At 31.4% G+C, this 26792-nt stretch carries 26 protein-coding genes; 6 read left to right on the top strand and 20 right to left on the bottom strand.

From position 1 onward, the window contains the following. The first annotated feature begins 3 nt into the window (after nucleotides 1-3). Nucleotides 4-1245 (top strand): M23 family metallopeptidase, encoded by a 1242-nt coding sequence (locus tag HW119_RS05875; protein ID WP_177762083.1) that lies wholly within the window; start codon nucleotides 4-6, stop codon nucleotides 1243-1245. A 1-nt stretch (nucleotide 1246) separates the two neighbouring features. Beyond that, nucleotides 1247-2824: a glucose-6-phosphate isomerase gene (pgi, locus tag HW119_RS05880; RefSeq protein WP_177762086.1), complete on the top strand. Its 1578-nt coding sequence runs from the start codon at nucleotides 1247-1249 to the stop codon at nucleotides 2822-2824. Nucleotides 2825-2839: 15 nt separating this feature from the next. Here pgi and HW119_RS05885 read toward each other — a convergent pair whose 3' ends face one another. From HW119_RS05885 to HW119_RS05895, 3 genes are all read right to left on the bottom strand, one after another. Beyond that, entirely contained in the window at nucleotides 2840-4150 is a 1311-nt protein-coding gene (locus HW119_RS05885; RefSeq protein ID WP_177762088.1) for a mechanosensitive ion channel family protein, read from the bottom strand. Nucleotides 4151-4444: 294 nt separating this feature from the next. Continuing rightward, a complete protein-coding gene (locus HW119_RS05890) occupies nucleotides 4445-5326 on the bottom strand; it encodes an OmpA family protein (RefSeq protein ID WP_177762090.1) in 882 nt (293 codons plus the stop codon). 13 nt (nucleotides 5327-5339) lie between these two features. Further along, a complete protein-coding gene (locus HW119_RS05895) occupies nucleotides 5340-6101 on the bottom strand; it encodes an exodeoxyribonuclease III (RefSeq protein WP_177762092.1) in 762 nt (253 codons plus the stop codon). A gap of 177 nt (nucleotides 6102-6278) precedes the next feature. On the opposite strand from HW119_RS05895, the gene HW119_RS05900 reads away from it, so the two are divergent. Together HW119_RS05900 and HW119_RS05905 are read left to right on the top strand one after the other, a co-directional pair. Further along, nucleotides 6279-8102, top strand: coding sequence for a GNAT family N-acyltransferase (locus HW119_RS05900; protein WP_177762094.1), 1824 nt, complete (start codon nucleotides 6279-6281; stop codon nucleotides 8100-8102). Between the two features lie 73 nt (nucleotides 8103-8175). Then, the gene (locus HW119_RS05905) at nucleotides 8176-8667 is read left to right on the top strand and encodes a GNAT family N-acetyltransferase (protein WP_218620391.1); all 492 of its coding nucleotides are present in this window, start codon (nucleotides 8176-8178) and stop codon (nucleotides 8665-8667) included. A 58-nt stretch (nucleotides 8668-8725) separates the two neighbouring features. Here the strand turns inward: HW119_RS05905 and atpG are convergent, their stop codons facing one another. From atpG to HW119_RS05960, 11 genes are all read right to left on the bottom strand, one after another. Beyond that, nucleotides 8726-9586 (bottom strand): ATP synthase F1 subunit gamma, encoded by an 861-nt coding sequence (gene atpG / locus HW119_RS05910; protein ID WP_177762096.1) that lies wholly within the window; start codon nucleotides 9584-9586, stop codon nucleotides 8726-8728. 62 nt (nucleotides 9587-9648) lie between these two features. Continuing rightward, nucleotides 9649-11223: a F0F1 ATP synthase subunit alpha gene (gene atpA, locus HW119_RS05915; RefSeq protein ID WP_177762098.1), complete on the bottom strand. Its 1575-nt coding sequence runs from the start codon at nucleotides 11221-11223 to the stop codon at nucleotides 9649-9651. A 39-nt stretch (nucleotides 11224-11262) separates the two neighbouring features. Then, entirely contained in the window at nucleotides 11263-11796 is a 534-nt protein-coding gene (gene atpH, locus HW119_RS05920) for an ATP synthase F1 subunit delta (protein ID WP_177762101.1), read from the bottom strand. Between the two features lie 10 nt (nucleotides 11797-11806). Continuing rightward, a complete protein-coding gene (locus HW119_RS05925; protein ID WP_177762103.1) occupies nucleotides 11807-12307 on the bottom strand; it encodes a F0F1 ATP synthase subunit B in 501 nt (166 codons plus the stop codon). A gap of 100 nt (nucleotides 12308-12407) precedes the next feature. Next, on the bottom strand, nucleotides 12408-12605 hold the full coding sequence (gene atpE / locus HW119_RS05930) for an ATP synthase F0 subunit C (protein ID WP_125019777.1): 198 nt from the start codon (nucleotides 12603-12605) through the stop codon (nucleotides 12408-12410). A gap of 60 nt (nucleotides 12606-12665) precedes the next feature. Next, nucleotides 12666-13949, bottom strand: coding sequence for a F0F1 ATP synthase subunit A (gene atpB / locus HW119_RS05935; RefSeq protein ID WP_177762105.1), 1284 nt, complete (start codon nucleotides 13947-13949; stop codon nucleotides 12666-12668). Nucleotides 13950-14051: 102 nt separating this feature from the next. Then, entirely contained in the window at nucleotides 14052-14450 is a 399-nt protein-coding gene (locus HW119_RS05940; RefSeq protein ID WP_177762107.1) for a hypothetical protein, read from the bottom strand. Beyond that, a complete protein-coding gene (locus tag HW119_RS05945) occupies nucleotides 14443-14667 on the bottom strand; it encodes an AtpZ/AtpI family protein (protein WP_177762109.1) in 225 nt (74 codons plus the stop codon). The genes HW119_RS05940 and HW119_RS05945 overlap by 8 nt, the downstream gene beginning before the upstream one ends. After that, the gene (locus HW119_RS05950) at nucleotides 14657-17221 is read right to left on the bottom strand and encodes a tetratricopeptide repeat protein (RefSeq protein ID WP_177762111.1); all 2565 of its coding nucleotides are present in this window, start codon (nucleotides 17219-17221) and stop codon (nucleotides 14657-14659) included. Before HW119_RS05950 ends, HW119_RS05945 begins: the two co-directional genes overlap by 11 nt. A 154-nt stretch (nucleotides 17222-17375) precedes the next feature. Then, nucleotides 17376-18071: an ABC transporter ATP-binding protein gene (locus HW119_RS05955; protein ID WP_177762113.1), complete on the bottom strand. Its 696-nt coding sequence runs from the start codon at nucleotides 18069-18071 to the stop codon at nucleotides 17376-17378. Between the two features lie 6 nt (nucleotides 18072-18077). Continuing rightward, a complete protein-coding gene (locus tag HW119_RS05960) occupies nucleotides 18078-19547 on the bottom strand; it encodes a DUF5687 family protein (protein WP_177762115.1) in 1470 nt (489 codons plus the stop codon). A gap of 318 nt (nucleotides 19548-19865) precedes the next feature. Here HW119_RS05960 and HW119_RS05965 point away from each other — a divergent pair, with 318 nt between their 5' ends. After that, nucleotides 19866-20273, top strand: a complete 408-nt coding sequence (locus HW119_RS05965) for a hypothetical protein (protein ID WP_177762117.1) — start codon at nucleotides 19866-19868, stop codon at nucleotides 20271-20273. A gap of 55 nt (nucleotides 20274-20328) precedes the next feature. Here HW119_RS05965 and HW119_RS05970 read toward each other — a convergent pair whose 3' ends face one another. The 6 genes from HW119_RS05970 to HW119_RS05995 all read right to left on the bottom strand — a co-directional run bounded on the left by HW119_RS05970 (nucleotide 20329) and on the right by HW119_RS05995 (nucleotide 25639). Further along, a complete protein-coding gene (locus HW119_RS05970) occupies nucleotides 20329-21351 on the bottom strand; it encodes a TerC family protein (RefSeq protein WP_177762119.1) in 1023 nt (340 codons plus the stop codon). 3 nt (nucleotides 21352-21354) lie between these two features. Next, nucleotides 21355-22350, bottom strand: coding sequence for an NAD(P)H-dependent glycerol-3-phosphate dehydrogenase (locus HW119_RS05975; RefSeq protein ID WP_177762121.1), 996 nt, complete (start codon nucleotides 22348-22350; stop codon nucleotides 21355-21357). A 151-nt stretch (nucleotides 22351-22501) separates the two neighbouring features. Further along, complete coding sequence (locus HW119_RS05980) at nucleotides 22502-23410, bottom strand: IS1595-like element ISBbi1 family transposase (RefSeq protein ID WP_005807145.1); 909 nt, start codon at nucleotides 23408-23410, stop codon at nucleotides 22502-22504. Between the two features lie 198 nt (nucleotides 23411-23608). Then, nucleotides 23609-24190: a nicotinate (nicotinamide) nucleotide adenylyltransferase gene (gene nadD, locus HW119_RS05985; protein WP_177762123.1), complete on the bottom strand. Its 582-nt coding sequence runs from the start codon at nucleotides 24188-24190 to the stop codon at nucleotides 23609-23611. Nucleotides 24191-24193: 3 nt separating this feature from the next. Next, complete coding sequence (gmk, locus tag HW119_RS05990) at nucleotides 24194-24766, bottom strand: guanylate kinase (protein ID WP_177762125.1); 573 nt, start codon at nucleotides 24764-24766, stop codon at nucleotides 24194-24196. A 24-nt stretch (nucleotides 24767-24790) separates the two neighbouring features. Continuing rightward, nucleotides 24791-25639, bottom strand: coding sequence for a YicC/YloC family endoribonuclease (locus HW119_RS05995; RefSeq protein WP_177766545.1), 849 nt, complete (start codon nucleotides 25637-25639; stop codon nucleotides 24791-24793). A gap of 387 nt (nucleotides 25640-26026) precedes the next feature. Here HW119_RS05995 and HW119_RS06000 point away from each other — a divergent pair, with 387 nt between their 5' ends. Continuing rightward, nucleotides 26027-26752 (top strand): T9SS type A sorting domain-containing protein, encoded by a 726-nt coding sequence (locus HW119_RS06000; RefSeq protein ID WP_177762127.1) that lies wholly within the window; start codon nucleotides 26027-26029, stop codon nucleotides 26750-26752. Nucleotides 26753-26792 lie beyond the last annotated feature (40 nt).

Raw genomic sequence — 26792 nt, forward strand, 5'->3', positions numbered from 1 at the left:
AAAATGAGTTATTTTAAGTACCTATTTGTTTTTTCTGTTTTTTTGTTGTTTTCATGTTCAAAGAATAAAGAAATTGACAACGAAGAAATCCTAATTGATTCAACTGAAATTGTAAAAACCGAATATGGTTTTGGATTTGAGTTGAATAACTACCGTGTAGAACGCGATACCATTAAAAGAGGTGATAATTTAGGATTGATTCTTGGGCGTCACAATTTTGACGCAACCGATATTCATATTATTGCCGAAAAAGTAAAGGATTCGTTTAATATTGCCAAGATCAAAGCTGGTAATGTTTTAACTTTATTGAAAAGTAAATCGGATCCACCTAAATTAGAAGTGCTGATTTATGAACCCGATAAGATGGGTTTTAATGTAATTGATTTTAGAGATTCAACAAAAGCTTATACAGTAAATTATCCGGTAACTTATAAAACACGTACGATTGCAGGAGAAATTGACGGATCACTTTCTAGCTCAATTGCTCGAGAAGGATTAGATGCTGGTTTGGCTCATAAACTTGCCAAATCATTTGCTTGGTCCATCGATTTTTTTAAATTCAAGAAAGGTGATAAATTTGCATTATCAGTTACCGAAAAATATATTAATGATTCGATTTATATTGGAACAGAAGAAATTTTAGGAGCTTATTTTGAATATAAAGGCAAAGATGTTTACGGATTTCCATATGCAAAATCGGGCCATTCAGATCCTGATTTTTATGATGAAGAAGGTAAACAAATGCGAACAATGTTTTTAAAAGCACCCTTGAAATATTTTCAGATTACATCAAAATTTTCAAAAAATCGTTTTCATCCGGTTCAGAAAAAATTTAAAGCGCATAATGGTACAGATTACGCAGCACCTCAAGGAACACCAATTATGGCAACAGCATCAGGAACCGTTATTCAAACAGGATATACATCTGGAAATGGAAATTTTGTTAAAATAAAACACGACGGAATTTATTCGACACAATATTTACACATGTCCAAAATATTAGTGCGTAAAGGCCAGTTTGTACAACAAGGTCAAACCATCGGAAAAGTCGGAAGTACTGGTTTAGCAACAGGTCCACACGTTTGTTATCGCTTTTGGAAAAATGGTGTTCAGGTTGATCCATTAAAGCAACAATTGCCAGTTTCTGAGCCAATGGATAAAAATGATTTACCTAAATATTTAGAATATATTAAACCAATAAAACAAGATTTAGATATTAAATTAAACCAAAAATTTAAAAAATAACATGCTTGAAAAACTCAATCCAACAGGAACTTTGGCTTGGCAAAACTTACGAGATCATTTTTTTGATTTGCAATTTGTTAAGATGCAAGATTTGTTTGCAGAAGATTCTGAAAGAGCGCAAAAATTTCACGTTAAATGGAATGATTTTATTTTGGATTTTTCTAAAAATAGAATTTCCGAAAGAACAATTAAGTTATTGGTCGACTTGGCAAAAGAAGTTTCTTTAGATAAAGCGATTGAAGCTATGTTTTCGGGCAAAGAAATAAATGAAACAGAAAAACGTGCCGTTTTGCACACTGCTTTACGTAATAGTAATTTAAATGATGAAGTTTCTGAAACATTATACAAGATAGAAACTTTTTCAAATCAAATTATAAATGGTGAATTAGTTGGATCAACAGGAAAACCTTTTACAGATGTAATCAATCTAGGTATTGGTGGATCTGATTTAGGACCTAAAATGGTGGTTGAAGCTTTAGTGGATTATAAAAATCATCTAAATTCTCATTTCATTTCAAATATCGATAGCGATACAATTTCTAGAAAACTTAAAAGTCTAAATCCAGAAACCACTTTGGTTATTTTAGTTTCTAAATCATTCGGAACGATTGAAACTTTGAAAAATGCTGAAATTGTTAGAAACTGGTTGTTGTCAAACGGAATGAATACCGCAAAGCATTTAGTTGCTGTTTCATCAAATATTGAAAAGTCAATTGCATTCGGAATTCATCCTGAAAATATTTTCCCGATGTGGGATTGGGTAGGAGGAAGGTTCTCTTTATGGAGTGCTGTTGGATTATCTATTAGTTTGAATTTAGGTTTTACTAATTTTAAACAATTGTTGGATGGTGCTCATGAAATGGATCAACATTTTAGAACATCTTCTTTTGATCAAAACATTCCGGTTGTATTGGCTTTGCTTTCAATTTGGTACAACAACTTTTTTGGATTTGAAACCGAAGCTGTCGTTCCTTATGCAGATTGTATGAAATCAGTTCCAAGTTATTTACAACAAGTAATTATGGAAAGCAATGGGAAAAACATCAATCGTGAAGGATTTCCAGTAAATTACGAAACCGGAACTATTATTTGGGGTGAAGTTGGAACCAACTCGCAACATGCCTTTTTTCAGCTATTTCATCAAGGAACGAAAATTATCCCAACGGATTTTGTCGGATTTATCGAACCTTTCCAAAAATCGGAATTGCACGATTTGTTGATGGCAAACTTTTTTGCACAAACCGAAGCTTTGATGAATGGTAAAGACGGAGGAATATTTGCAGAAAATAGCGAAAATGATCAAAATGCAGCGTTTAAATCTTTTAGAGGCAATAGACCTTCAAATACAATTTTAATTCAAAAATTAACGCCTAAAACATTGGGTTCGTTTTTAGTAATGTATGAACACAAAACGTTTGTTCAAGGAGTGATTTGGAATATTTATAGTTTTGATCAATTTGGTGTTGAGTACGGTAAAAAATTAGCCGAAAATATTGCAGAGGAATTTAAAACTGGAAATATCGGCAATCATGATAGTTCTACAATTTTTTTACTTGAAACTTTTTTAAGAAGAAAATAAACAAAAAAGCAATCTTTAATGAGATTGCTTTTTTGTTTCGTTATGTTGAGCGATTAAAAACTCCTGAAAATCGGTTGATGAAGGTAGTTCAAATAATTCCAAATGGAAGAATGAAATTGATGCCAAGGCGTGGTCAAAGATGTCTGCCATAATTCCCTCGTAAACCGGCCATTCGGTTGTGGTTGTAAACGCATATAATTCAATTGGTAAACCGTGTTCGGTTGGTTGCATGTGTCGAACCATTAAATGAAATTGCTTGTGAATTTTAGGATTGTTAAGTAAATAGCGTTTTAGATATTCTCTAAACAAGCCAATGTTAGTCATTCTTCTACCGTTAACCAACATGGTGGGGTCATCAACGTGGGTGCGATTGAATTCGGCAATTTCTTTTTCGCGTTCGATGATGTATGATTTTAAAAGTTTGATGCGTTTTAAATCATTGATTTCTTCAGGTTCTAAAAATCGAATTGAACCCATCTTGATGTTAATCGAACGTTTGATTCTTCGTCCACCTGATTTTTGCATCGTACGAAAATTTCGAAACGAATCACTAATCAAGGCATACGTTGGAATGGTAGTTACCGTTTTGTCGAAATTCTGAACTTTTACGGTATTTAGATTTATTTGTAAAACCGTACCATCAGCACCGTATTTAGACATTTCAATCCAATCACCTACGCGAATCATATCATTTGATGAAACTTGGATACTAGCAACAAATCCTAAAATGGTATCTTTAAAAACTAATATCACAATTGCTGACGCGGCTCCTAAAGCAGTTAATAATCCTGTTGGACTTTTTCCTGTAATTTCAGAAAATAAAATGATGCCACAAATGGTGTAAAGTATGATGGTTACAACCTGAAAATAACTATCTAAAGGTTTGTCCGCAAATCGTTTTTTGCCAGCAAGAACATCTTTGAATGTTTTGAAACCGGCATTTATAACAAGGGTAATTGTTATGGTTAGTAACGCATCAACAACCAGTAATGCAAAATCTGTTGTTTTCTCAAAACCTGTAAAAATAAAAGGTAGTGCTTGACGTGCAATTAATAAAGGAATTAAATGCGTTGCGTATTTTAGAACACCGTTACGAATTAAATAATCATCAATTCTTGTTTTGCTTCTTCTTATTGTTTTTATTAAAACTAACATTAAAATTTTTCGCAATAAAAAATCGATTGCATATAATATTAAGGCTAATAAAAGTAGTAGGATTAATGAATTTAAAACATGAGCCATGTTTGTACTGAAACCAAGAGTTTCTATAAATTGTAATCCGTAAGCGTAAATTTGACTTTGTAAATTGTTATCTATAATGTCCATTAAAAAGAAAATAATTACACAAAAATATGAGAATTGATTTTAAATATTCTTAAATAAAATCTAAGCTTTTTGACTGTTTTTCTTTTTTAATGTTTTTTTGTCTAAATAGAATTTATTTAAGACAGTCAACAATGATGTAGGTAAACTTATGAGCAAAGATGAAATTAAATCCTGATCATTGAAATAATACATTGCGGCAGTCATCAATATAGATAAACCAAAAAATTCAATAATATATCTTTTATATTTCGTCATAAAAAAGGGAAGCCATTTAGTAGCTTCCCTGTAAATATATTAAATTTCGTTTAACATTTTAGATATTTCATCTAGCTTTGGTGTTAAAATAACTTCAATACGTCTGTTTTTGGCTTTTCCTTCAGTTGTTGCGTTTGACGAAATTGGTGCAAATTCACTACGGCCAGCAGCTGTTAAGTTTTTCTTGTCAATATTCGGATTATTTTCTAAAATATTCACAATTGTTGTCGCTCGTTTGGTAGATAAATCCCAATTCGATTCGATTCCGCCACCAAGGTTCCAGATAACTCTGTCATTATCTGTGTGGCCTTCAATTAAAATTGAAATATCTGGATTTTGAGCCAAAACTTTTCCAAGTTCTTCTACTGCTATTTTACCTTCTTTATTTACAGCCCAACTTCCTGAATTAAAAAGTAATTTATTTTCCATAGAAACATACACTTTTCCGTTTTTCATTTCCACAGTCAAACCTTTTCCTTCAAAGGCATATAATGCTTTTGATAACGAATCTTTTAATCGTTTTAAGTTTGCATCTTGAGCAGCAAGTTTGTTTTCTAGTTCGTTAACACGAGTTGACTTTTCGTTTAACTCTGATTTTAATCTGTTTAAACGATCAATTTCTGCTTTGATTGCAGCATCGCTATTTTTTTCTAATGTTTTATAGCTTTTAGCAAGTTGATCATATTCGATTTGTAATCGATCGCGTTCTACAATTGCAGCAGCTAGCATTCTTTCTGAATTGTTTAATGAATTTTCTAATTGAAGAGATTCATTTCGTAAAGCTTCTGATTCGGATAACAATCGATTGCGTTCTTCTGTGCAATCTTTTAATTGTGCATCTAGTTCGTTATATAATCGACGCGTTACACAAGATGAAAATAATGTCACACAAAGAGAAGCTAAAATGATTTTTTTTATCATAAGTGGTTGTATTTTATTCAATTTCTAATCCAATAGGGCAGTGGTCTGAATGTTTTGCTTCTGGTAAAATGTAAGCACGTTTAATTCTTTCTTTCATATTTTCTGTTGCCAACAGGTAGTCAATGCGCCAACCTTTATTGTTATTTCTTGCATTTGCGCGATAACTCCACCAACTGTAATTATGAGGCTCAGGATTTAGCATTCTAAAAGTGTCTAAAAATCCATTTTTCATAAATCCATCTAACCATTTTCGTTCTTCAGGTAAAAAGCCAGAAACTTTTGCATTTCTAATCGGATCGTGAATATCGATTGCTTCGTGACAAATATTATAATCTCCACCAATAATCAAATTTGGAATTTCTTTTTTCAAGTTAGAAATGTATTCTTGAAACTCATCCATATATTGAAATTTATAATCCAATCGGTCGATGTTTGTTCCCGAAGGAAGATAAAGTGACATAATTGAAACACTTTCAAAATCAGCACGTAAATTTCTTCCTTCAAAATCCATATGATCTATTCCTGTACCGAAAACAACTTGTTTAGGTTTTATTTTAGAAAGAATTGCTACGCCGCTATAACCTTTTTTCTGTGCTGGATAATAATATTGAAACGGGTAACCTGCTGCCGATATTTCATCGACCGGAATTTGATTTTCTTGTGCTTTAATTTCTTGAAGACAAATCACATCCGGATTTGCTGCTTGTAACCAATCTAAAAAACCTTTAGTAATTGCAGCTCGAATTCCATTTACATTATAAGATAGTATTTTCATTTTCGAATTTTAAATATTCAAAAATAAACAATTTATATGAACCTATTTGTTTTAAAAATGTTCATATAGTTAATCGTTATTTTTTTAAATGTGTAAATATGGCTTAAAGTTACATTCTGATCAAAAACCTTAACATAACTTTTGTATCTTTGCCACTTAATTTCTTACATTTTACCAATGCAAATTGTAAATGCAAAACAAGTCGCAAAAGCTATAAAAGTCGATAAATTCGGTTCGTTCGGTTCGTTCATTGGATGGGTTTTTATGAAAGCAACGCGCATTTCAAAATTAAATAAGATTTATACTAAAACGTACGATAAAGATGCGCTTGTTTTTCTGGACAAGTTAGTCAAAGAATTAAATGTTACTTATGATATTCCCGCAGATGACTTGAAGCGTTTACCTAAAACAGGACCTTATATAACGGTTTCTAATCATCCTCTTGGTGGTTTAGATGGCATTTTATTGATGAAAATCATGCTAGCTCATGATCCTGAATTTAAAATTATTGCTAATTTTTTACTTCAAGAAATAGAACCACTAAAACCTGTTATTATGCCTGTCAATCCGTTTGATGATTTGAAAGATGTAAAATCTAGTGTTTTAGGATTAAAAGAAACTTTACGTCATTTAAGTGATGGTAGACCTTTAGGTATTTTTCCAGCCGGAGAAGTTTCCACCATTGAAGATGGTAGCATCATGATTGATAAACCTTGGGAACCGACGGCGATGAAAATTGTTCAAAAGGCAAATGTTCCTGTAGTGCCTATTTATTTTCATACCAAAAATAGTAAATTGTTTTATTGGCTAGCTAAAATGAGTCCTGTTTTAAGAACATTAAAGTTGCCATCTGAATTACTTACTCAAAGAAAAAAAGTTATCAAAATTCGAATTGGTAAACCAATTTCTGTAAACGAGCAAAATGAACATAAAGAAACGTTAGAACAATACACTGATTTTTTACGTAAGAAAACCTATATTTTGTCAAAATCGTTTAACGAACAAGACGAGAAAAAATTATTAGGATCGATTAATCTTGATATGTTAACAAAAACTTCTGAGACAAAACCTAAACAGATTGCTCGTGCTGCAAATCAAGATAAAATACTTGAAGAAATTGCGAAGCTTCGTGAAAATGTAGCTGAAAATAGATTTCTTCAAAGTAAAAGTTATGAAGTGTTTTTTGTCCAAGCAGAAAAAATTCCAAATATTTTACACGAAATTGGACGTTTACGCGAAATTACGTTTCGTGAAATTGGAGAAGGTACAAATGAATCCATTGATTTAGATAAGTTTGATCGTTATTATTATCACATGTTTTTATGGGATGAAGATCAACAACGTGTAGCTGGTGCATATCGCATGGGATTAGGTTCTGAAATTTTTGAGAAATATGGTATTGACGGTTTTTACATGCAAGAACTTTTCAAGTTTGAACCTGAATTACATAAAATGATGTCAGAGTCTATTGAAATGGGACGTGCATTTATTGTTCCAGATTATCAGCAAAAACCTATGCCTTTATTTTTGTTATGGAAAGGTATCGTTCATACAACTTTACGTTATCCTCAGCATAAATTTTTGATTGGTGGTGTGAGTATTAGTAATCAATTTACGGATTTCTCTAAATCGTTGATGATTGAGTTTATGAAATCTCATTATTATGACCCTTATATAGCACAATATATTCGACCTAAGATGGAATATAAAGTAAAACTAAAAGATGCAGATAAAGACTTTGTGTTCAATGAAACAGAAGCCGATTTAAATAAGTTTGATAAGATTATCGATGAGGTTGAACCAGGAAATTTGCGCTTACCAGTATTAATTAAAAAATATATTAAGCAAAACGCTCGTGTTGTTGCATTTAATGTTGATCCATTGTTTAATAACTCAGTTGATGGTTTGATGTATATTCGAATTGAAGATTTGCCAGAAAGTACGGTAAAGCCTGTAATGGAAGAATTTCAAGCAGAACTTGAGCGACGAACTGAAAAATAATTACTTTTAAACACGAGTTTTACTCGTGTTTTTTTTATGTTTGTTTTTCATTTATTTAATTCATTTTCTTATTATGAAAGTCAAATTAGCTTCAGTTTCTGATCTCAAATCAATTCTAAATGTAATTGAACTTGCTAAGCAAATAATGCTTGCTAACGGAAATACAACGCAATGGATTAATGGTTATCCGTCAGAAGAAATTATATTAAAAGACATGGAACAAAATTATGGTTTTGTAATTGTAAACAATGGAGAAATTGAAGGTTATTTTTGCTTTTTAAAAGGTAATAATCCAGAACCGACCTATCAATTAATAAAGGATGGAAATTGGCTTAATAACGAAGCTTATGGTGTTATTCATAGATTAGCATCATCCGGAAGAATTAAAGGAATTGCAGATGCGTGTTTTGATTTTTGTTTTTCTGAGATTAATAACATCAAAGTAGATACACACGAAAATAATATCCCAATGCAAAACTACTTTAAAAAAATAGGCTTTACCTATTGTGGAATCATTTATGTCAACGATGGCTCACCTCGAAGAGCTTTTCAGAAAAGTATATAAAGACAAAAAAACCTTATCGAATGGATAAGGTTTTTTAATATATTTTTAAGTCGAATGATTAACTTTTTAAAGCTTCTGCACCACCAACAATTTCCAAAATTTCGTTTGTAATTGCCGCTTGACGCGCTTTGTTGTAAGTTAATTTCAAATCGTCTCTTAAGTCTTTAGCGTTATCGGTTGCTTTATGCATTGCTGTCATACGTGCACCGTGCTCAGAAGCATTAGAATCTAAAACTGCTTTAAATAATTGAGTTTTTAAAGAAGTTGGAATTAAGTTTAAAATAATTTCTTCTTTAGATGGCTCAAAAATATAATCAGAAGTTGCAGCCTTTTCGTTTACTACTGGTAATAAAGGTAAGAATTGTTCTACCTGTACAATCTGAGTAGCTGCGTTTTTAAATTGGTTGTAAATTACTTCAACTTTATCATAAGTACCTTCTACGAAAGCATCCATAATACGTTGAGCAATTTCAGCTGTATTATTAAAAGTTAACGCATCAAATAAATTACTATTGTTAGCAATAACATTAGTATTTTTACTAAAAGCATCAAATCCTTTTTTACCAATTGTAATAACATCAACTTGTTTACCAGCATAAGTTAAATCAATTAAGTTACGAGTTGCTTTAATAACGTTTGCATTAAAAGCACCACATAAACCTCTGTTAGATGTAACAACTACTACTAAAACTTTATTAACCTCTCTTTGTTCAGCATAAACTCCAGAAGCATCTCCTTCTAAAGTTGCGCTAATATTTTGAATTAATTCAGTTAACTTCTCAGCGTAAGGGCGCATAGCAGTAATTGCGTCTTGCGCTTTCTTTAATTTCGCAGCAGAAACCATTTTCATTGCCGATGTAATTTGCATCGTCGATGAAATAGAACCAATTCGTATACGAATTTCTTTAAGATTTGCCATTGGTGTTCTTAGAAATTAAATTTAGAAAGAAGCTGAATCAACTTCTTTCTAAATTGATATGATTAATATTTTGAAGAAACTTCTTTAGCAACTTTTTCTAAAGTAGCAGTAGCTTCATCTGATAAGTTTCCAGCTTTTAAAGCAGCTAAAGTATCTTTGTGAGATAATTTTAATACTTGTAAGTATTCTTTCTCGAATTCTTTAACTTTCTCTACAGGAACGTTTCTTAACAAGTTTTTAGAACCTGCATAGATAATCGCAACTTGATCTTCAACTGAATACGGATCATTTACCGATTGTTTTAAGATTTCAACGTTACGTTTACCTTTTTCAATTACGTTTAATGTAGCTGTATCTAAGTCAGAACCAAATTTAGAGAATGCCTCTAATTCACGGAACTGCGCTTGATCTAATTTTAATGTTCCAGATACTTTTTTCATTGATTTAATCTGAGCGTTACCTCCAACACGAGATACAGAAATACCTACGTTGATTGCTGGACGAACACCTGCGTTGAATAAATCTGATTCTAAGAAGATCTGACCATCAGTAATCGAAATTACGTTTGTTGGGATATATGCAGAAACGTCACCAGCTTGAGTTTCGATAATTGGTAAAGCAGTTAAAGAACCACCACCTTTTACGATACCTTTCATTGATTCTGGTAAATCGTTCATGTTTTTAGCGATTTCGTCATCTCCGATGATTCTAGCAGCACGCTCTAATAAACGAGAGTGAAGGTAGAAAACGTCTCCAGGGTACGCTTCACGTCCTGGTGGACGACGTAAGATTAACGACATTTCACGGTAAGCAACCGCTTGTTTAGATAAATCATCATAAATGATTAATGCTGGACGACCTGAATCACGGAAATATTCTCCGATTGCAGCACCTGCCATTGGAGCATAAACTTGCATTGGAGCAGGGTCAGAAGCGTTTGCAGCTACGATGATTGTATATGCCATTGCACCTTTTTCTTCTAATGTTTTAGCAATTCCAGCTACAGTAGAAGCTTTTTGTCCGACAGCTACATAGATACAGTAAACAGGTTTACCTGCATCATAGAATTCTTTTTGATTCAAAATGGTATCGATACAAACAGTAGTTTTTCCTGTTTGACGGTCACCAATTACTAACTCACGTTGTCCACGTCCAACTGGAATCATCGCATCGATTGCTTTGATACCTGTTTGTAATGGTTCTGTTACTGGTTGACGGAAGATAACACCAGGTGCTTTTCTTTCTAAAGGCATTTCGTATAAATCACCTCCGATTGCCCCTTTACCATCGATTGGTTGACCTAAAGTATTAACAATACGTCCTACCATTTGCTCACCTACTTTAAGTGATGCGATACGACCTGTTCTTTTTACGATAGATCCTTCTCTAACTCCTGTTGAAGCACCTAATAATACAACACCAACGTTGTCTTCTTCTAAGTTTTGTACTAATGCTTCTAATCCATTTTCGAATTGTACTAACTCTCCGTATTGAGCGTTAGCTAATCCGTGAACACGAGCAATACCATCTCCTACTTCAAGTACTGTTCCTACTTCTTCAACTGAAGCCTCAGATCCAAAACCAGATAACTGTTTCTTTAAAATTGCTGAAATTTCAGCAGGTTTAATTTCTGCCATTTTGATTTTTATTTAATCACGTCGAAACGTGTGGTGATTTTAATTTGTAAACTCTCTCTTTAATTGACTTAACTTATCTGCAATAGATCCGTTGTATTGAATATCTCCAATTCTGATGATGAAACCACCAATAATTTCTGGATTTACTTTATTAACAAGCGTAACTTCTTTTGCTGATAATTCTTTGATTTTAGCTAAAACTTGTGCTTCTATTACTGGAGTTAATGCTGTTGCAGTAGTTACATAAGCAACTTGAACTCCGTTCATTTCGTCATACAATTTTTTAAATTGTAGGGTTATAGCTTCTAAAATATCAAATCTTTTATTTTGTAAAAGCACTTCAAATAAAGATTTTGTATCTTCATTTGCAGAGGCAAACACTTCAAGTAAAGCACTTAATTTTACACTTCCTTTAATAATCGGATTTGTTAAAAAAGATTTTAATTCTTTACTTTCAGAAATCGCTTGTGCTATTGTAGCCATATCTTCGCTAACAACTGCTGCGTTTCCTTTTGCGTTTGACACTTCAAGGATTGCTTTCGCATATCTAATCGCTGCTCTTGTACCTGTCATAACGATTATATTAGTTTAATTTAACTTCTTCTAACATTTTAGCTACTAATTTCTCTTGAGCTTCTTTGTTAGATAATTGGTCTTTTAATAACTTTTCTGCGATATCTAATGATAATGAAGAAACTTGGTTTTTGATTTCAGCCATTGCTGCATTTTTCTCAGCTTCGATTGTAGCCTGAGCTTGAGCAATCATTTTAGCTCCTTGTTCTTGAGCTTCTGTTTTTGCTTCAGCAACCATTTGTTCTTTCATTATACGAGCATCATTTAACATAGCGTCACGTTCTGCACGAGCTTCTGCTAATAATTTTTCGTTATCTGATTTTAAATTTGCTAAATCTCTTTTTGCATTTTCAGCTGCAGCTAAAGCGTCAGCAATACCTTCTTCACGAGCTTCTAAAGCATTTACGATTGGTTTCCAAGCAAATTTCCCTAAGATGAAAATAATTACAATTAAAATAATTGCTTGCCAGAAGAATAATCCGAAACTAAAATCATGAATTAACTTATCCATTATATCTATTTATAATTTTAATACTTATTTACTTTTAATTTTCTTGTTTAATTAAACAATATCTGTAACCAACCGTTACAGATATTGTTAATTTTGAATATTAGTTATTACCTAAGATTAAAGCACCGAATGCTAAACCTTCTAATAATGCACCAATAATAATCATAGCAGTTTGGATTTTTCCAGCAGCTTCTGGTTGACGAGCGATAGCGTCCATTGCAGAAGAACCAATTTTTCCTAAACCGTAACCAGCTCCGATTACGATTAAACCTGCACCAATAATAGTTGGGATTGTCATGATAAATGAATTATATATAATTAAACAAAATTTTTATTTACTCTTTTTAAAATCTAAATCTTAGTGGTGATCGTGCTCTTGAACAGCAGAACCAATAAATAATGATGATAACATTGTGAAAATGAATGCTTGTAAGAAAGCTACTAAAATTTCCAAGAATGTTAAGAACAACGTTAAGAAGAAAGAAATACCAATTGCTCCTGGCGTTGATAAAGCTTCTTGCATTATGTATGCAACTGCGATTAATCCCATAACTACCGAGTGACCTGCAGTAATGTTAGCAAACAAACGAATTAATAATGAGAATGGTTTTGTAAACATTCCTAAAACCTCGATTGGTGCTAAAACAATTTTCATTGGAACTGGTACACCCGGCATCCAGAAAATGTGTTTCCAATAATCTTTGTTTGCACTTATGTTTACATATAAAAACGTAAATAAAGCTAAACAAACAGTTACTGAAATATTACCTGTAACGTTTAATCCTAGAGGAGTTAATCCTAATAAGTTCAATAAGAAAATAAGGAAGAAAACAGATAATAAATACGGCATAAATTGTTTGTATTTATGACCGATGTTTGGTTTTGCCATTTCGTCACGAACATAAATAACTAATGGTTCTAATCCTCTTGCGATACCTTTTGGTAAAGCGTTTGGTCCGTTTTTATATGTTTTTGCTAATGCTGTAAATCCTAAGAACAATAATAACGATGCTAGCATTAAACCTGCTACGTTTTTAGTGATTGAAAAATCTAAAGGCATTGTTGAAACATGAAAATCTGAAGCAGTGTGAATTTCATGAGATTTAATATTGTAAGTAACTTCAAACTTTTGTTTTATATCCTTACCATCTTTATTCTTTATTGTAATATATTCACCTTTGTCATCTTTACGATATTCGTAACCTTTAATGTTACCCTCGGCATCACAGTTTACTATTTTACCATGAAAATAAGCGTAGTACTGACCGTCTCTTTCAATTACTTTACTGTTGTAAACAAAATCTTCAGTAGACATAAACACTTTCAATCCATTATCAATTAAAATAATTGGTAATGCAAATCCATAATGTTTGTGTAATTCTTTGTCTCCAAAAAATGAGTAGTAATGATCATCCATTAAATGGTGCCCAATGTACTCTTTTACAAATTGATCGTTAGATTTTTCAGCGTGTTCTTCGCCGTGAGATGCTGCATGATCTGTAGCTTCAACTGCAATTGCAGTCTGCTCTACATTAACAGCATTTTCTTGCTGAATTGTGTCGTTATTTGCCATTGAAGCCACTGGGCTCAAAGCAAATAAAACTGCAGCTAATAAATGAAGTGATTTTTTAATAGTCACCATACCGTTACTTATTGAATTTTTATGGTTCAAAAATTTTGTGCAAAAGTACAATTAAATTCTATATACACACGTGTTATTTTGATTTTTTTTTAGTTTTAACAGCTATTTTGTATTTTCTTGATTCAGAACTCTAAACGTAACATAGACATCAAAAACCAAGAAAATAAGAAATACAATTAAAAAATTATGTTTGATAAATTCATTTGAATTTTCAGTGTTCAAAACAGGTTGAATGAAAAAATAGTTTCCAACACATTTTAAGGTTAATAAAACTAAGAATACATAGCCAAGGCTGTTTGCAAATGATTTACTTGAGCCTACTACAATTACAATCATAATAATTGATAAAATTATTTGAAATGCGTAAATCAAAATTAGGTTATAACCTGTGTTGTTCCAATTTTCGGATATTCCTAAAACTTGTTGTAAAATGTAATGTACTCCAAAGACTAAAAGTGCCAATACAACGAGTTGTATTATGAAACTAATGATTTTATTCATTTTTATTAATTTGATTAACCTGATTTATAACTTGGTACAAAGCTACAAAAACTCCTAATAATGTTACAACTTTAGTTGCTAATTCATTTTCGAATTTATATTTCTCATCCAACCAACTTCCTAATTTAAAAGCTAAATAAATGATGACTAGCATTTGAATTGGAATCGATGTCAATGCCAACCATTTATTTCGCTTATTTTTTTCTTTATTGTCCATTGTTTTGAGCCGGAGGAAGTTGTGTTTTTAGATACTCATCCCAATTCTTTTTAATCAGTACAACGCCATAATCTTCAGAACTGATTAAAGTTGGTGTTTTTTTGATTCCATAATCATCAGAAATCTCTAAATACATTTGAGCAGATTTTGCTAAGTTTCCTGATTTTACTCCATGTAAAACAAAGAACATTTTGTTTTTAGAATACATATCTGCCGAAAATTTGATTCCTGTATGCGCGCGGTCGTTTGCGTAACGTTGTAATTTGTTACGTAATTCAATCGATTCTTCGGATAATGGATAATCAACTTCGTAAATCATTTTGATATTTGTCGATAAATCATTTTTAAATGACTTTTGCATCAACATCGGAATTTCAACATTAATAATTCGTTTTGCTTCAACGGCTTCTTTTGAATTTGGATACGTTTGTAAAACGTAATTCATCGCTTTTTTGTAATCTTCCAATCCGTTCAATCTTCCGATTGTTGTCGCTTTTAAATATTCGTATTTAGAAACAATTCCGTCATTCATAATTCTAGGAATGCGATCTTCTAACATTTCTAAAACTTCATATAAAGCGCCGTTTTTATACAAAGCATAAATGCGTTCGTATTCTTGAACAGGAGAATTTTCTAATTCTAATTTTGCATTTGGATCAAGTAATACCTTGGTGTACTGCGAATTTGGATGATTTGTTTTTAAATCATTTAAAACCAGTTCTGCTTTTGCAGGATTTAATTTAGAATATATTTTATATAAATGATATTTTGTTGGTTCAATCAATTCGGGCATTGGATTTAAAGTCAATAATTTTTCAAGACGATCCGCTGCTAATTGATATTCTTCTAAACGATCGCTGTAAATTAATCCCAATTGATAATATGCATTATCACGATCTTTTTTCATGTCTTTGATGTCGTTTGGATCGGTTGGAATTTGAGATAAGAAGAAATTAGAATTGTATCTCATGTCTTCTAAATTCTCATTTTTATTTTTGTTGCTGTCTTCAGAATTATTTTGTGCTAAATCATTATCTGAACTAGAACTTGAGCTAGAGCTTGCTTTTGATTTCAAACGCCAATTGTCTGTAAGTGCTCTGTCCCCCCATTTTTTCTTAAAGTCTTGTTTTGCTGTTGTAACTGCATTTGGTGAATAGAAATAGAAAGAAGAATTTTTTCCAGAATCTAAAGCAGAAGCTGATGAACTAACTTTTGCATTAGCTGCTTTTTCTTTTGCTTCTTGTTTAGCATCGGCAATTTTTCGTTCTTCAATAAATTTATTTATTATTGTATTTCGTTCATCTGGTGATGCATAAACCAAATTCAAAATACTGTCGTTTTCTTTGATAATTGCTTCAAATTTAACTACATCAATCAAGTTATTTCTTTTGTGTTTTATCGCCAAATATTCGCGACTATCCGGATTCATGTTTACCATGGTGCTGTCATAATATTTTCCAGCCATTTCGTAAACTTTTTGTTTGTAGTATAATTCAGCTAAGCTTCTGTAATTAGAAACTTTTAGATATTGATTGTCTTTGATTTTAGATAATGATTTATTGTAGTTTTCAATCGCTTTTGGGTTCACACCGTATAAATCATAAAGTGTTCCCATTTGATTGTAAATTACGTCTTGATAGGCACGATTCTCTCGGTCTTTTAATAGTTTGTTGTATTCTTTTAAGAAAACTAAAGTGTCAACAGTTTTGTAATCTTGGTTAAAGAATTTACCTGCATAAGCATTGATCAAATAAGATCTTGGAACTTTATGGTTATAATCTATAATTCGCTGAAAGTTAGCGATGGCAGCATCTTTATCTCCAGTTTTAGAATTTAATTGACCTAAGATAAATGTATATCTTGCGCGTTCATCTAAATTGTTGGTTAGTTCAATTGCTTCTTTTAAAGGTATTTTTGCGCTATCTAAATAATCACTATAAATATATCCTTGTGCTAATGTAGCTAAAGCCTCAGATTTCGTTTGGCTTTTGAATTTATCTTCTCGTAATAATTTTTTTAAATTCTTGATGGCAACATTATAATATTCTAATCTTAAGTTGGTTTTTTCTTTCCAAACTTGAGCGTCGTAATATAAATCGCTGTCTGGATATTTTAATAAAATATAATTAAACGCTTCTAAAGCCGGAACATATCTGTTGTCATGATATCGTGATTTACCTAACAACATATAAGCTTCATCCATTTGTGGATTGTGTTCTTTTCCTGAAATATAAATCGAATGAAGATGAGCTGCCTTTACTGCCTTTTCTTCGGCACGTTGAAAATTTGGGTCGCGTTCTTGTTGAACAATTATGGCATTTTTTTCGGGTTGAATTCTTTCAACGGTTAAAATGTTATTGAAATCATCGTGATATTTGGTTTTCAAAGTTTCAATTCCTTCGTCATATGCCAATTGCCCATTGTACAAAATATTGTATTTTGTAGTTGTGGAATGATATGCGCGAGTCATTGCTGTGTTTTTCTTTGTTGAACAGGCAATTAGAAATGTAACAACAGTTAATGCGATAATATATTTATTGATGTGTTTTTTCAAGATGAATTGCTTTTTCTTTTTAACTATTTTTTTTAACTTTTAGTATTCAGAATAGTAAAAATACATTACTTTTTAACATAACGAATATTAATCTGTAAAAATAAAAAAATCGTTCCAATGTTTTAGAACGATTTTAGTTATTTTATATATGAAATTAAATCGAAAATAAAGCTTCTAATTCTGCCATAGTATTTTCGTTGGTAATTAAATCTTTTACGATTTTTCCTTTTTCTAAAGCTACAATTCGATTAGAAACTTCGATGGTATGCTGTAAATCGTGACTTGAAATTAACATCGTAATTTGTTTTTTCTGTGCGATTTCTTTCAGTAAGTTCTTTAATCGAATTTGTGTGGTTGGATCTAAGTTAGCAAACGGTTCATCTAAAATTACCACTTCAGGATTTCCGATAAACGCAGCTGCGATTCCCACTTTTTTCTGATTTCCTTTAGATAAATCTCGGATGTATTTCTTGCCGCCTAAAATTTCATCGTTAAAGAAAACTTGGAAAGGTTTTACAAATTCCAACGTTTCTACTTTTGATAAACCACGTAATTCTCCAATAAAATTAAAATACTCATCTGGAGTTAAGTAGCCAATTAAAAACGATTCGTCTAAGAATGCGTTGGTAAATGTTTTCCATTTTTCAGAAGTATGGATTTCAATTCCGTTAGAAACGATATTTCCTGTCGATGGTTGAATCAAATCTAACAATAAACTAAAGAAAGTGGTTTTTCCGGCTCCGTTGTTTCCAACCAAACCAAAACTTTCTCCTTTTTGGATTTCTAAATGCTCGATGTTTAAAACTCGATATCCGTTATATATTTTTGAAAGGTTATGTACTTTTATCATAATTTTTTAGTTTGAACGTTTGTAAGCAGCAATTGTTGAATATTTTTCTTTTTTGTAAACTTTTTCTATTTGTTTAAAGATGTAATCTCTGAAAGCAAATCCGATGATTCCGGCTAACGAAACCAAAATATAACCCAAAGTTGCATCTTTTATTAAAACACCTATGCCGTATAAAAACATCGGTAAAAGCATTTTTGGTAATGAAAGTAAAATCGATTTGATATTGAATGCACTTTTGTCTCCCATTAAATTTTTGTTCGTTCCTAAATCAATTGGAGTTTTTACAAAAGCACCGCTTAACATAACTAAATGCGTATTTGCACCAATGTTAAAAATTGCTCCAGCTAAAATCATTAAATAAACATCTAATCCAAAAGCTAAATAAAACAAAGCCAACACGCAACAAGCTAAAGTTGAAATAACCATCAACCACCATTTTGATTTCAGATAATCGTTATAAGTGAATTTTTGCGTCATCATGAATGGATAATAAGACGAATCCCAACTTGGAATGTAATTCCCGAAATTAAAAATAAATCCGCCGGTTACAAAAATCGCTGCAAACATGTGCATTACCGGATTGTTGTACATCGGAACCATATTAGTAAAGAAAAATAATCCGTAGAAAACAAATCCAAAACTCATTAACATTGCTGATTTAGAACGTTTATTTCTCAATAACATTTTAATGTCTAATTTTAAAAATGTTCCGGTTGTTCCGAATTTATCTAACCAAGACAAATTGATATTCTGAACTTCTTTTTGTTTTGCTTCTAAACCTTTATCTAAATACAAGTTAGATAAATAATTTTTGTATGCATAATAAATAATACCAGCCAATGTAGCAGCCAATAAAATGATTAAATATGGATAAGCGTAAAAAGCATTATAAAAATAATATGTATAATCGGTGATGATGATTAAATCGTAATATTGTGCGATTCCTGCTAAAATTGCAATACCAAAAACAACATAAAAAAACGCATCTACTTTGTTTAATAATAAATTTAGATAGTTATTAAAATACAATAATAATATCAATGAGAAACACCAAAGTAAAAGTGAAAGTGAAAATGTTTCATTGAAAAGTATGATTCCGATTAAAGGCAGTAAATATAATAACCCAAAAATATTGAAAATTGAAAATATACTTTTGGCTAAAATGTTCTTTACAATTTTAGATTTCGGAATATTTGTTAAAAGTAAAGATTTGATATTATTGGAATTAAATTTTTGTAAGACATAACGAAGCATCAAATCGGCTCCAAAAAAATAAATCGCATATCGATTAATTTCTTCAAACGGTACTAAATTTTCTTCTTGAAAAATAAAATAAGTCCCAAATCCAAAAATCAACAAAAGCACAGCAAACATAACGGCATAAACTCCAACAACAATTGCTAAAATTAGATTTGTTACAAAAAGTGGAGAACGAAAAAATGCTTTTTTTCGTAAATAAAACAAAAGCTTATTCATATTATTTTTTAATTATTTAACTAATTAGTATCCTTTTTACAAGAATGTTACAGTTAAATAAAAAAAATCGTTTGAATTTCTCAAACGATTTTCCTCTTTTTCATAGCATAATAGAATTTTTTTTAATTCCATTATAAAAACCAAATCTAAAATCTATAAACTAATATAAATTCAATTTATTTATTAAATACATTTTAAAATGTACAAATAAAATTATAATAAATAGAAAAATATTAATTATTTTAATAAAAAACATGATTTTTTTTCTAATATAAGGTTTTGGGAAATTTGATAACTTTGTATTATTAAATTTAAAAAATGAAAAAAGATATAGAAATTCCAAAATCTGAAAATGTTTTTATTGCGGCTATAAACGAATGGAACGATGATTTTCAAGAAAATACTTGGTATGCCTATTTGGTAAATGAAAATGACAAACCTTTAGAAATGGCAATTATAAATTCACGTGCTTATGGTTTAATTGATGGTGAGCAACGTAAAACAGGTACATTTAGACATGTTTTTGCCGAAGTACCAGCAAATGGTGCAATAAAAGTTGAGCTTTTAGAAAATAATGTTTTACAACTTAATAACGAGTTTGTGGTTACGTATTATTTAAACGGAATTATGTATGATAAAACCTTTGTTTTTAGAACCAATACAATAAATACAAAAGCGACTTCAGATATTTTAAGTATCGATAGAAAAGGCGTTGTAGTAAAATAAAAAAGAGGGAAATTTCAATTAGAAATTTCCCTCTTTTTTATTTTATATAATCAGATTAATCATGTTTTGGTTTAAATAATAACGATGCGATAATCGAGATTGCTAAAACTCCGCCAATAACAGCTAACGAAATGGTTGATTCAAAATGATAGTATGGCATAATAATCATTTTGGTTCCAATGAAAACCAAAATAATAGCCAATCCATAATGTAACTTAGAGAACATATCCATTGAATTTGCTAATAAGAAATACATCGAACGTAAACCTAAAATAGCAAATATATTTGATGTGTATAAGATAAACGGATCATCTGGCGCAATGGCAAAAATAGCAGGAATGCTATCAACCGCAAAAACTAAATCGGTAATTTCAATTACAGCTAAAGCTACAAATAAAGGCGTTACCATTTTAATTCCGTTTTGAATCGTGAAAAATTTATCACCATCAAAATCTGGAGAAACTTTAAAGAATTTATGAACCAAACGAACACCGATGTTTTTAGACAAATCTTGTTCGTCATCTTCTTTTGCTGGCATTCCTGATTTAATTCCGGCAACGATTAAGAAAATTCCAAATATAAATAAAACAACGTTTAATTGTCTTGGATCTCCTGTTTCTGGATTAATCCCTAAGAATGGAAGTGTGATGTAAGTTAGCTTAATTAATTCAACACCTGCAAAAATAAATATTGCTCGGAAAAACAAAGCTCCTAATATTCCCCAAAACAATACTTTATGCTGATAATCTTTAGGTATTTTAAAGAACTTAAAGACCAAAATAAATACAAATAAGTTATCGACCGAAAGCGCTTTTTCAATCCAATATGCAGCTTGATATTTAGAGAAGTTATCTGTAATTCCTTGTGGTTTATCCAATACAAAATAAACTACTGCACTAAACACCATTGAAAGCGAAATCCAAACAATACTCCAAGTTAAGGCTTCTTTGTTAGAAATAACATGTGTTTTTTTATTGAAAACACCTAAATCTAAAAGTAACATGATGATTACAGCAATAGCAAATCCGCCAATTAACCACGGATGATTGATCATGTGATCTTCGGGTAAATTATTCATTTTTTAGTCTAATTTTTCTGTTAATTTTTTAAAAACTTTCTTTGGTTCTTTACCGTTGTAAAGAATATCATAAACGGCATTGATGATGGGTGTTTTTGCTTTTAGTTCAAGATTCATATCATAAGCACTTTTGGTTGCATAATAACCTTCGGCAATCATGTTCATTTCCATCTGTGCAGATTTTACGGTATAACCTTTACCAATCATATTCCCGAACATTCGGTTTCTAGAGAATAAAGAATATCCTGTAACTAACAAATCTCCTAAATAGGCAGAATCGTTAATATTACGTTTCATTTTATGAACTTTCTTAATGAATTTTTTCATCTCACGAATCGCATTACTCATCAATAAAGCCTGGAAATTATCGCCATATCCTAAACCATGTGCCATTCCGCAAGCAACAGCATAAATATTTTTTAGCATCGATGCGTATTCTGTACCAATAATATCGTCAGAAACTTTAGCTTTTATATAATGACTTTTAAGACAATTTGCAATAACTTCGGCTTTAGCCAAATCGCCACTTGCAATGGTTAAATAAGAAAGTCGTTCTAATGCAACTTCTTCTGCATGACAAGGACCTGCAATTACTGCAATGTTTTCTTGAGGAATATTATAAGTTTCCATAAAATATTCTCCAACAATACTGTTGCTTTCAGGAATAATACCTTTAATTGCAGAAATAACTACTTTGTTAGAAATATCTACGTTTAACTTTTGCATTTCTTTACCTAAAAAGGCAGACGGAACTGCAAAAACAATATAATCTGCATAAGAAACTGCTTGGTTAATATCGTCAGTTAATAATAACTGATTGGTATCAAATTCAACAGCACTTAAATAATTTGGGTTATGTTTGTTTAGCTTAATCTCTTCAATAGCAGATGAGTTGCGCATATACCAAGCAACCTCATCTAAATTATGACACAGCATTTTAGCGATAGCTGTTGCCCAACTTCCTCCACCAATTACCGCAAATTTGGGATTTTCATTCATTTTAAAAATGTTAGTCAAGCAAAATTAGACAATTATAATTGTAAACCAATTTTTTTAAAGTTAAGGATTTATTTATAACATTTGTTTTTGTTCGATTTAACAAAATATTATAAATTTTTGAATAACAATATTTTAATTTCTGATTATCCGTTTATGCACCTGTTATATTCGCAATTACTAGTCTGTCAAAGAGTTTGTCTCCAAAATACCGTCTGTTTAATTTGTAAATAAACTCGTTGAGATACAACTGTAAGTATTTCCTTTTGATTTTATGGTAGTTGCCCAGCAATGTCCGTTTTGCATTACTGATTGCGATATGCACCCATTTGAGTGTTTCCTTGGTGGTTTTGGCGTCTGATTTCTCGGTGACGTGCAATTCCACCAGATCGGAGATGTCAACGTAAGAAGTGCTTTTGTCCGAAAATACGATGGCATCATCCTCCATGCAGTCCCTGACCACGCCGTTGATTCCTTCACTTTGATGGCTATCCAGTACCCTGGCCTTGAAATAACGCACATGCTTCTCCTTTTTGCCCGTTTCGATATCTTCCAACGGGGTGCTTTCGGCCATCACCGCAACGTTCTGCTTTCCCTCGGCTCCCCGGCCACGTGTACCCTTGCCTCGCTCGATTTCCTTACTGGCCACCGAAAAGTAACCCTCATCCAGTTCTATCATCCCTTCCAGTGTATACCTTGCATCCCGGTTGCCCATCGCCCTGCGGAGTTTGTGTACCATCGCCCATACCGGTTCGTAACGCTTCAATCCTAATTGCTTCTGGAGTTCGTTGGTGGAGAATCCCTTTTTTGTGCAACTCATCAGGAACATCGTTTTGTACCACACCAGAAACGGCAGCTTGGAGCTCTCCATGATCGTACCGCTGCGCAACGAGGTGCGGAAACGGCAACCTTTGCATTCATAACTCCATTTACCCTGTAACCAATAATGGGAAGTGCCCCCGCATCGCTTGCAGACAACCCCTTCCTTATCACGCTGCTCCTTGAAATGCAAACGACAATCTTCCTCCGAACCGAAATGAGCCGTAAAACTGAATATGTTCATAATCCCTGCTTTTTGAGCGCTAATATACTAAAAATATTAGGTGTGTTTGCGGAGAATCAGATTTTAATTTAATACGTTTTGAAATTGTATTAAGTAATTAATATTTTTTTGTTTTTGTTGAAAACGCTCAAGAGGTTCTTGAGCGTTTTTATTTTATAAAAAAAGAATCAACTTATGAAGTTAATTCTTTCGTAATCATTATTTTTTGTAGAATAAATTGTGGTCAATATATTCCCAAACTTTCGGATTTAACATCGGTTGAATGTTTTTACCAGCTTTAATATTATTACGAATAAAAGTAGATGAAAGTTCGATTATCGGAGCTTCAACTCTTTTGATTTTTGGATGATTTTGAAATGCTTCTGGAATCATGCTTTCAGAAATTCTTGGATAAACATAAATCTGATAATTTGCTAAAATTACTTCATAGTTTTTCCATTTATTAAACGATTCCAAATTATCTTCGCCCATAATTAAAGAAAACTCGTGATTCGGAAATTTCTCTTCTAAATGAACCAATGTGTTAATCGTATAATTAGGTTGTGCTAATTTAAACTCAATATCCGATGGTTGAATTTTATCAAACTTTTCGGTTGCTAAATGCACCATGTGTAATCGATGATAATCTTCTAGCAAATTTGCTTTTTTCTTTAATGGATTATGTGGTGTTATGACCATCCAAACTTGATCGATATCACTATTTTCTGCTAAATGATTTGCGATAATAAGATGTCCGACATGAATGGGGTTGAACGTTCCGAAATACAAACCAATTTTCATAATTTACTTCTTTAAAAAATCTGCAATCAATTGGTAAGCTTCTGCCTTTGCTGTATCTAAATCATGATTCTCTAAAATCAAATCAAATTTAGGAGCTTGAGCAATTTCGCGTTCTGCTTTATCCAAACGCATCTGAATTTTCTCGTCACTTTCTGTCTGACGAAAACGTAAACGACGTTCTAATTCTTCAACCGAAGGTGGACTAACAAAAATAGCCAAGGTTTGTTCGGGATATTGTTTTTTAATATTCAAACCACCAACCACATCAATATCAAAAATTACATTTTTACCCAAAGCCCAAATACGTTCTAGTTCGGTTTTTAAAGTTCCGTAATAGTTGTCTTTGTAAACTTCTTCGTATTCAACAAAATCATTATTTGCAATGTGTTTCTGAAATTCTTCAGCCGAAATAAAATAATAATCTTTACCATTTATTTCACCTTCGCGTTGGTAACGAGAAGTAGCCGAAATAGAAAAATCTAACTGCAATTCTGGTTTGGTTAATAAATGTTTTACGATGGTTGTTTTTCCAGAACCCGATGGTGCAGAAAAAACAAATAGTTTACCCGTATTCATGTTGATTGTGTTGTTATGTTTTTTTTAAAGAACGTTTAAAACTTGTTCTTTAATTTTTTCTAATTCATCTTTCATCTGAACGACTAATTTCTGCATTTCAGAATGGTTAGATTTTGACCCCATCGTATTGATTTCTCTTCCCATTTCTTGAGAGATAAAACCTAATTTACGACCGTTAGCTTCAGAACCTTCAATAGTTTCAATGAAATAATCTAAATGATTTGTCAAACGAACTTTTTCTTCGGTGATATCTAATTTTTCTAAATAATAGATGATTTCTTGTTCAAAACGATTTTCATCTACATTAGCTTGAAGTTCGACCAAATTATTACGCAAACGTTCTTTTACAATTGCAATTCGTTCTGGGTCTAAAGCAACCGCTTGATTCATAAAATTACGAATGTTTTCGATTCTATTTCTGAATTCAACTTCTAATTTAGCACCTTCTTGTCGTCTAAATTCGTTGATGTATTGTAATGCTTCTGTGATAACCGTTTGTATAGATTCCCATTCGTTTTCGTCAATTTCTTGACGTTCTACTTTTAATGCATCTGGCATACGGACCGCCATTTTCATTAATTCGGTTTCATCAGCATTTGGGATAATATTTTTCATTTGCTCAATGTATGATAATACAATTGGTGCATTGATTTTGCTTGACGTTTCTTCTGCAGTTACTTCAACAAAAATAGAGAAGTCCACTTTTCCGCGTTCTAATTCTTTAGCGATTACATTACGTAATTCCAATTCTTTTTCACGAAAAGCTTGTGGAAGTCGAACGTTTAAATCTAAGTTTTTAGAATTTAAAGATTTAACTTCTACAGTAATTTTTTTATTTGGAAGTTGCATAGAAGCTTTTCCAAAACCGGTCATTGAATTTATCATACCATTTAAATAAAGCTACAAAGATAATGATTTTAGTTGATTGATTAAATGAAATTTGAAGTCAAAAGAGAAGTTGGTTTTAGTCATTCTATATTAGAAAGATTTTCTTCTGAATATGTTTAAGGAATAAAATGGAGTTTTTTACTTGCTAAGTTTTTTATAAAAATTCAAGCTTCAAATTTTTCTTAGTTTATTTTGAATTTTATGTGTAATTTCAACAATGACTAAGTTGTGATTGTTTTATTTCTGTGATATTTGATTTTTTTTTTGTAAAATTTAACTTAAATTTACTAGTAATGTTTTTTTATTGTGGATTTATTTTTAATAAATAGCATTGTTTATTGTATTTAAATGATTTTTATAAAAACTTCAAGCATGAAACAAAAAATTACCTCCTTTTTACTTTTTATAGTAACAATGTATTCGTTTGCGCAAACAAGTACAATACAACAACAATTTGAAAACAACATTTGGTATTTAGAAAGCATGACCATTGACGGTGACTTAATTCCAGCTCCAAATAACGATGAAATAAGTTTTCCTAGAATATACATTGGTCCTGAAAATGACTATTCATTTGAGAAATGTTCTCCTGGTTTTGGCGGAGGTGTTTATAGTTTTACATCACAAAATGAAATTGTTTTCGGGAATTATACAGTTGGTCCATATGTTTGCCAAAATTTAGAAAATAATATTTTCTTTGATGCATTCGACTATTTTATATGGGATAATATGCTTAATTCATATGAAATTGAAATTACAGAAATGAGTTCTAATGCATTAAAAATGGAACTAATTATTGATGAAAACAATAAATTGACTTATTTCAATTCAACTACAGCTTCTAATAATAATAAGGAGAAATTGAATTTTAAAATTTATCCCAATCCAACCTCTGATTTTGCTAACATCATTGGTGAAGAGCAAGATATAAAACAATTTAATGCTTATGTTTTATATGATTTAACAGGAAAAAAAATCTTAGAAAAAGAGTTATTAGAATCAAAATTAGATTTTAGAGGTGTAATAAACGGAACGTACCTTTTGTTCTTTATAAAAGATAATAAAATGATTGAATTTGGTAAAATTATTAAAAAGTAAAGAAACAAAATGTCGGTATAAAACTAGTAATGCTTGAATC

Origin of the sequence: Flavobacterium sp. I3-2 (genome assembly GCF_013389595.1) — a bacterium.
GTDB lineage: Bacteria > Bacteroidota > Bacteroidia > Flavobacteriales > Flavobacteriaceae > Flavobacterium.

Coding starts and splice junctions, on each gene's coding strand:
- HW119_RS05970 (WP_177762119.1), bottom strand. CDS start 21,351: ATGAATAATTTACCCGAAGATCACATGATCAATCATCCGTGGTTAATT.
- HW119_RS05900 (WP_177762094.1), top strand. CDS start 6,279: ATGCAAATTGTAAATGCAAAACAAGTCGCAAAAGCTATAAAAGTCGAT.
- HW119_RS05905 (WP_218620391.1), top strand. CDS start 8,176: ATGAAAGTCAAATTAGCTTCAGTTTCTGATCTCAAATCAATTCTAAAT.
- HW119_RS06000 (WP_177762127.1), top strand. CDS start 26,027: ATGAAACAAAAAATTACCTCCTTTTTACTTTTTATAGTAACAATGTAT.
- HW119_RS05975 (WP_177762121.1), bottom strand. CDS start 22,350: ATGAATGAAAATCCCAAATTTGCGGTAATTGGTGGAGGAAGTTGGGCA.
- HW119_RS05960 (WP_177762115.1), bottom strand. CDS start 19,547: ATGAATAAGCTTTTGTTTTATTTACGAAAAAAAGCATTTTTTCGTTCT.
- HW119_RS05875 (WP_177762083.1), top strand. CDS start 4: ATGAGTTATTTTAAGTACCTATTTGTTTTTTCTGTTTTTTTGTTGTTT.
- HW119_RS05940 (WP_177762107.1), bottom strand. CDS start 14,450: ATGAATAAAATCATTAGTTTCATAATACAACTCGTTGTATTGGCACTT.
- pgi (WP_177762086.1), top strand. CDS start 1,247: ATGCTTGAAAAACTCAATCCAACAGGAACTTTGGCTTGGCAAAACTTA.
- HW119_RS05955 (WP_177762113.1), bottom strand. CDS start 18,071: ATGATAAAAGTACATAACCTTTCAAAAATATATAACGGATATCGAGTT.
- atpG (WP_177762096.1), bottom strand. CDS start 9,586: ATGGCAAATCTTAAAGAAATTCGTATACGAATTGGTTCTATTTCATCG.
- atpH (WP_177762101.1), bottom strand. CDS start 11,796: ATGACAGGTACAAGAGCAGCGATTAGATATGCGAAAGCAATCCTTGAA.
- gmk (WP_177762125.1), bottom strand. CDS start 24,766: ATGAATACGGGTAAACTATTTGTTTTTTCTGCACCATCGGGTTCTGGA.
- atpE (WP_125019777.1), bottom strand. CDS start 12,605: ATGACAATCCCAACTATTATTGGTGCAGGTTTAATCGTAATCGGAGCT.
- HW119_RS05980 (WP_005807145.1), bottom strand. CDS start 23,410: ATGAACATATTCAGTTTTACGGCTCATTTCGGTTCGGAGGAAGATTGT.
- HW119_RS05890 (WP_177762090.1), bottom strand. CDS start 5,326: ATGATAAAAAAAATCATTTTAGCTTCTCTTTGTGTGACATTATTTTCA.
- HW119_RS05995 (WP_177766545.1), bottom strand. CDS start 25,639: ATGACCGGTTTTGGAAAAGCTTCTATGCAACTTCCAAATAAAAAAATT.
- HW119_RS05925 (WP_177762103.1), bottom strand. CDS start 12,307: ATGGATAAGTTAATTCATGATTTTAGTTTCGGATTATTCTTCTGGCAA.
- atpB (WP_177762105.1), bottom strand. CDS start 13,949: ATGGTGACTATTAAAAAATCACTTCATTTATTAGCTGCAGTTTTATTT.
- atpA (WP_177762098.1), bottom strand. CDS start 11,223: ATGGCAGAAATTAAACCTGCTGAAATTTCAGCAATTTTAAAGAAACAG.
- HW119_RS05945 (WP_177762109.1), bottom strand. CDS start 14,667: ATGGACAATAAAGAAAAAAATAAGCGAAATAAATGGTTGGCATTGACA.
- nadD (WP_177762123.1), bottom strand. CDS start 24,190: ATGAAAATTGGTTTGTATTTCGGAACGTTCAACCCCATTCATGTCGGA.
- HW119_RS05885 (WP_177762088.1), bottom strand. CDS start 4,150: ATGGACATTATAGATAACAATTTACAAAGTCAAATTTACGCTTACGGA.
- HW119_RS05895 (WP_177762092.1), bottom strand. CDS start 6,101: ATGAAAATACTATCTTATAATGTAAATGGAATTCGAGCTGCAATTACT.
- HW119_RS05965 (WP_177762117.1), top strand. CDS start 19,866: ATGAAAAAAGATATAGAAATTCCAAAATCTGAAAATGTTTTTATTGCG.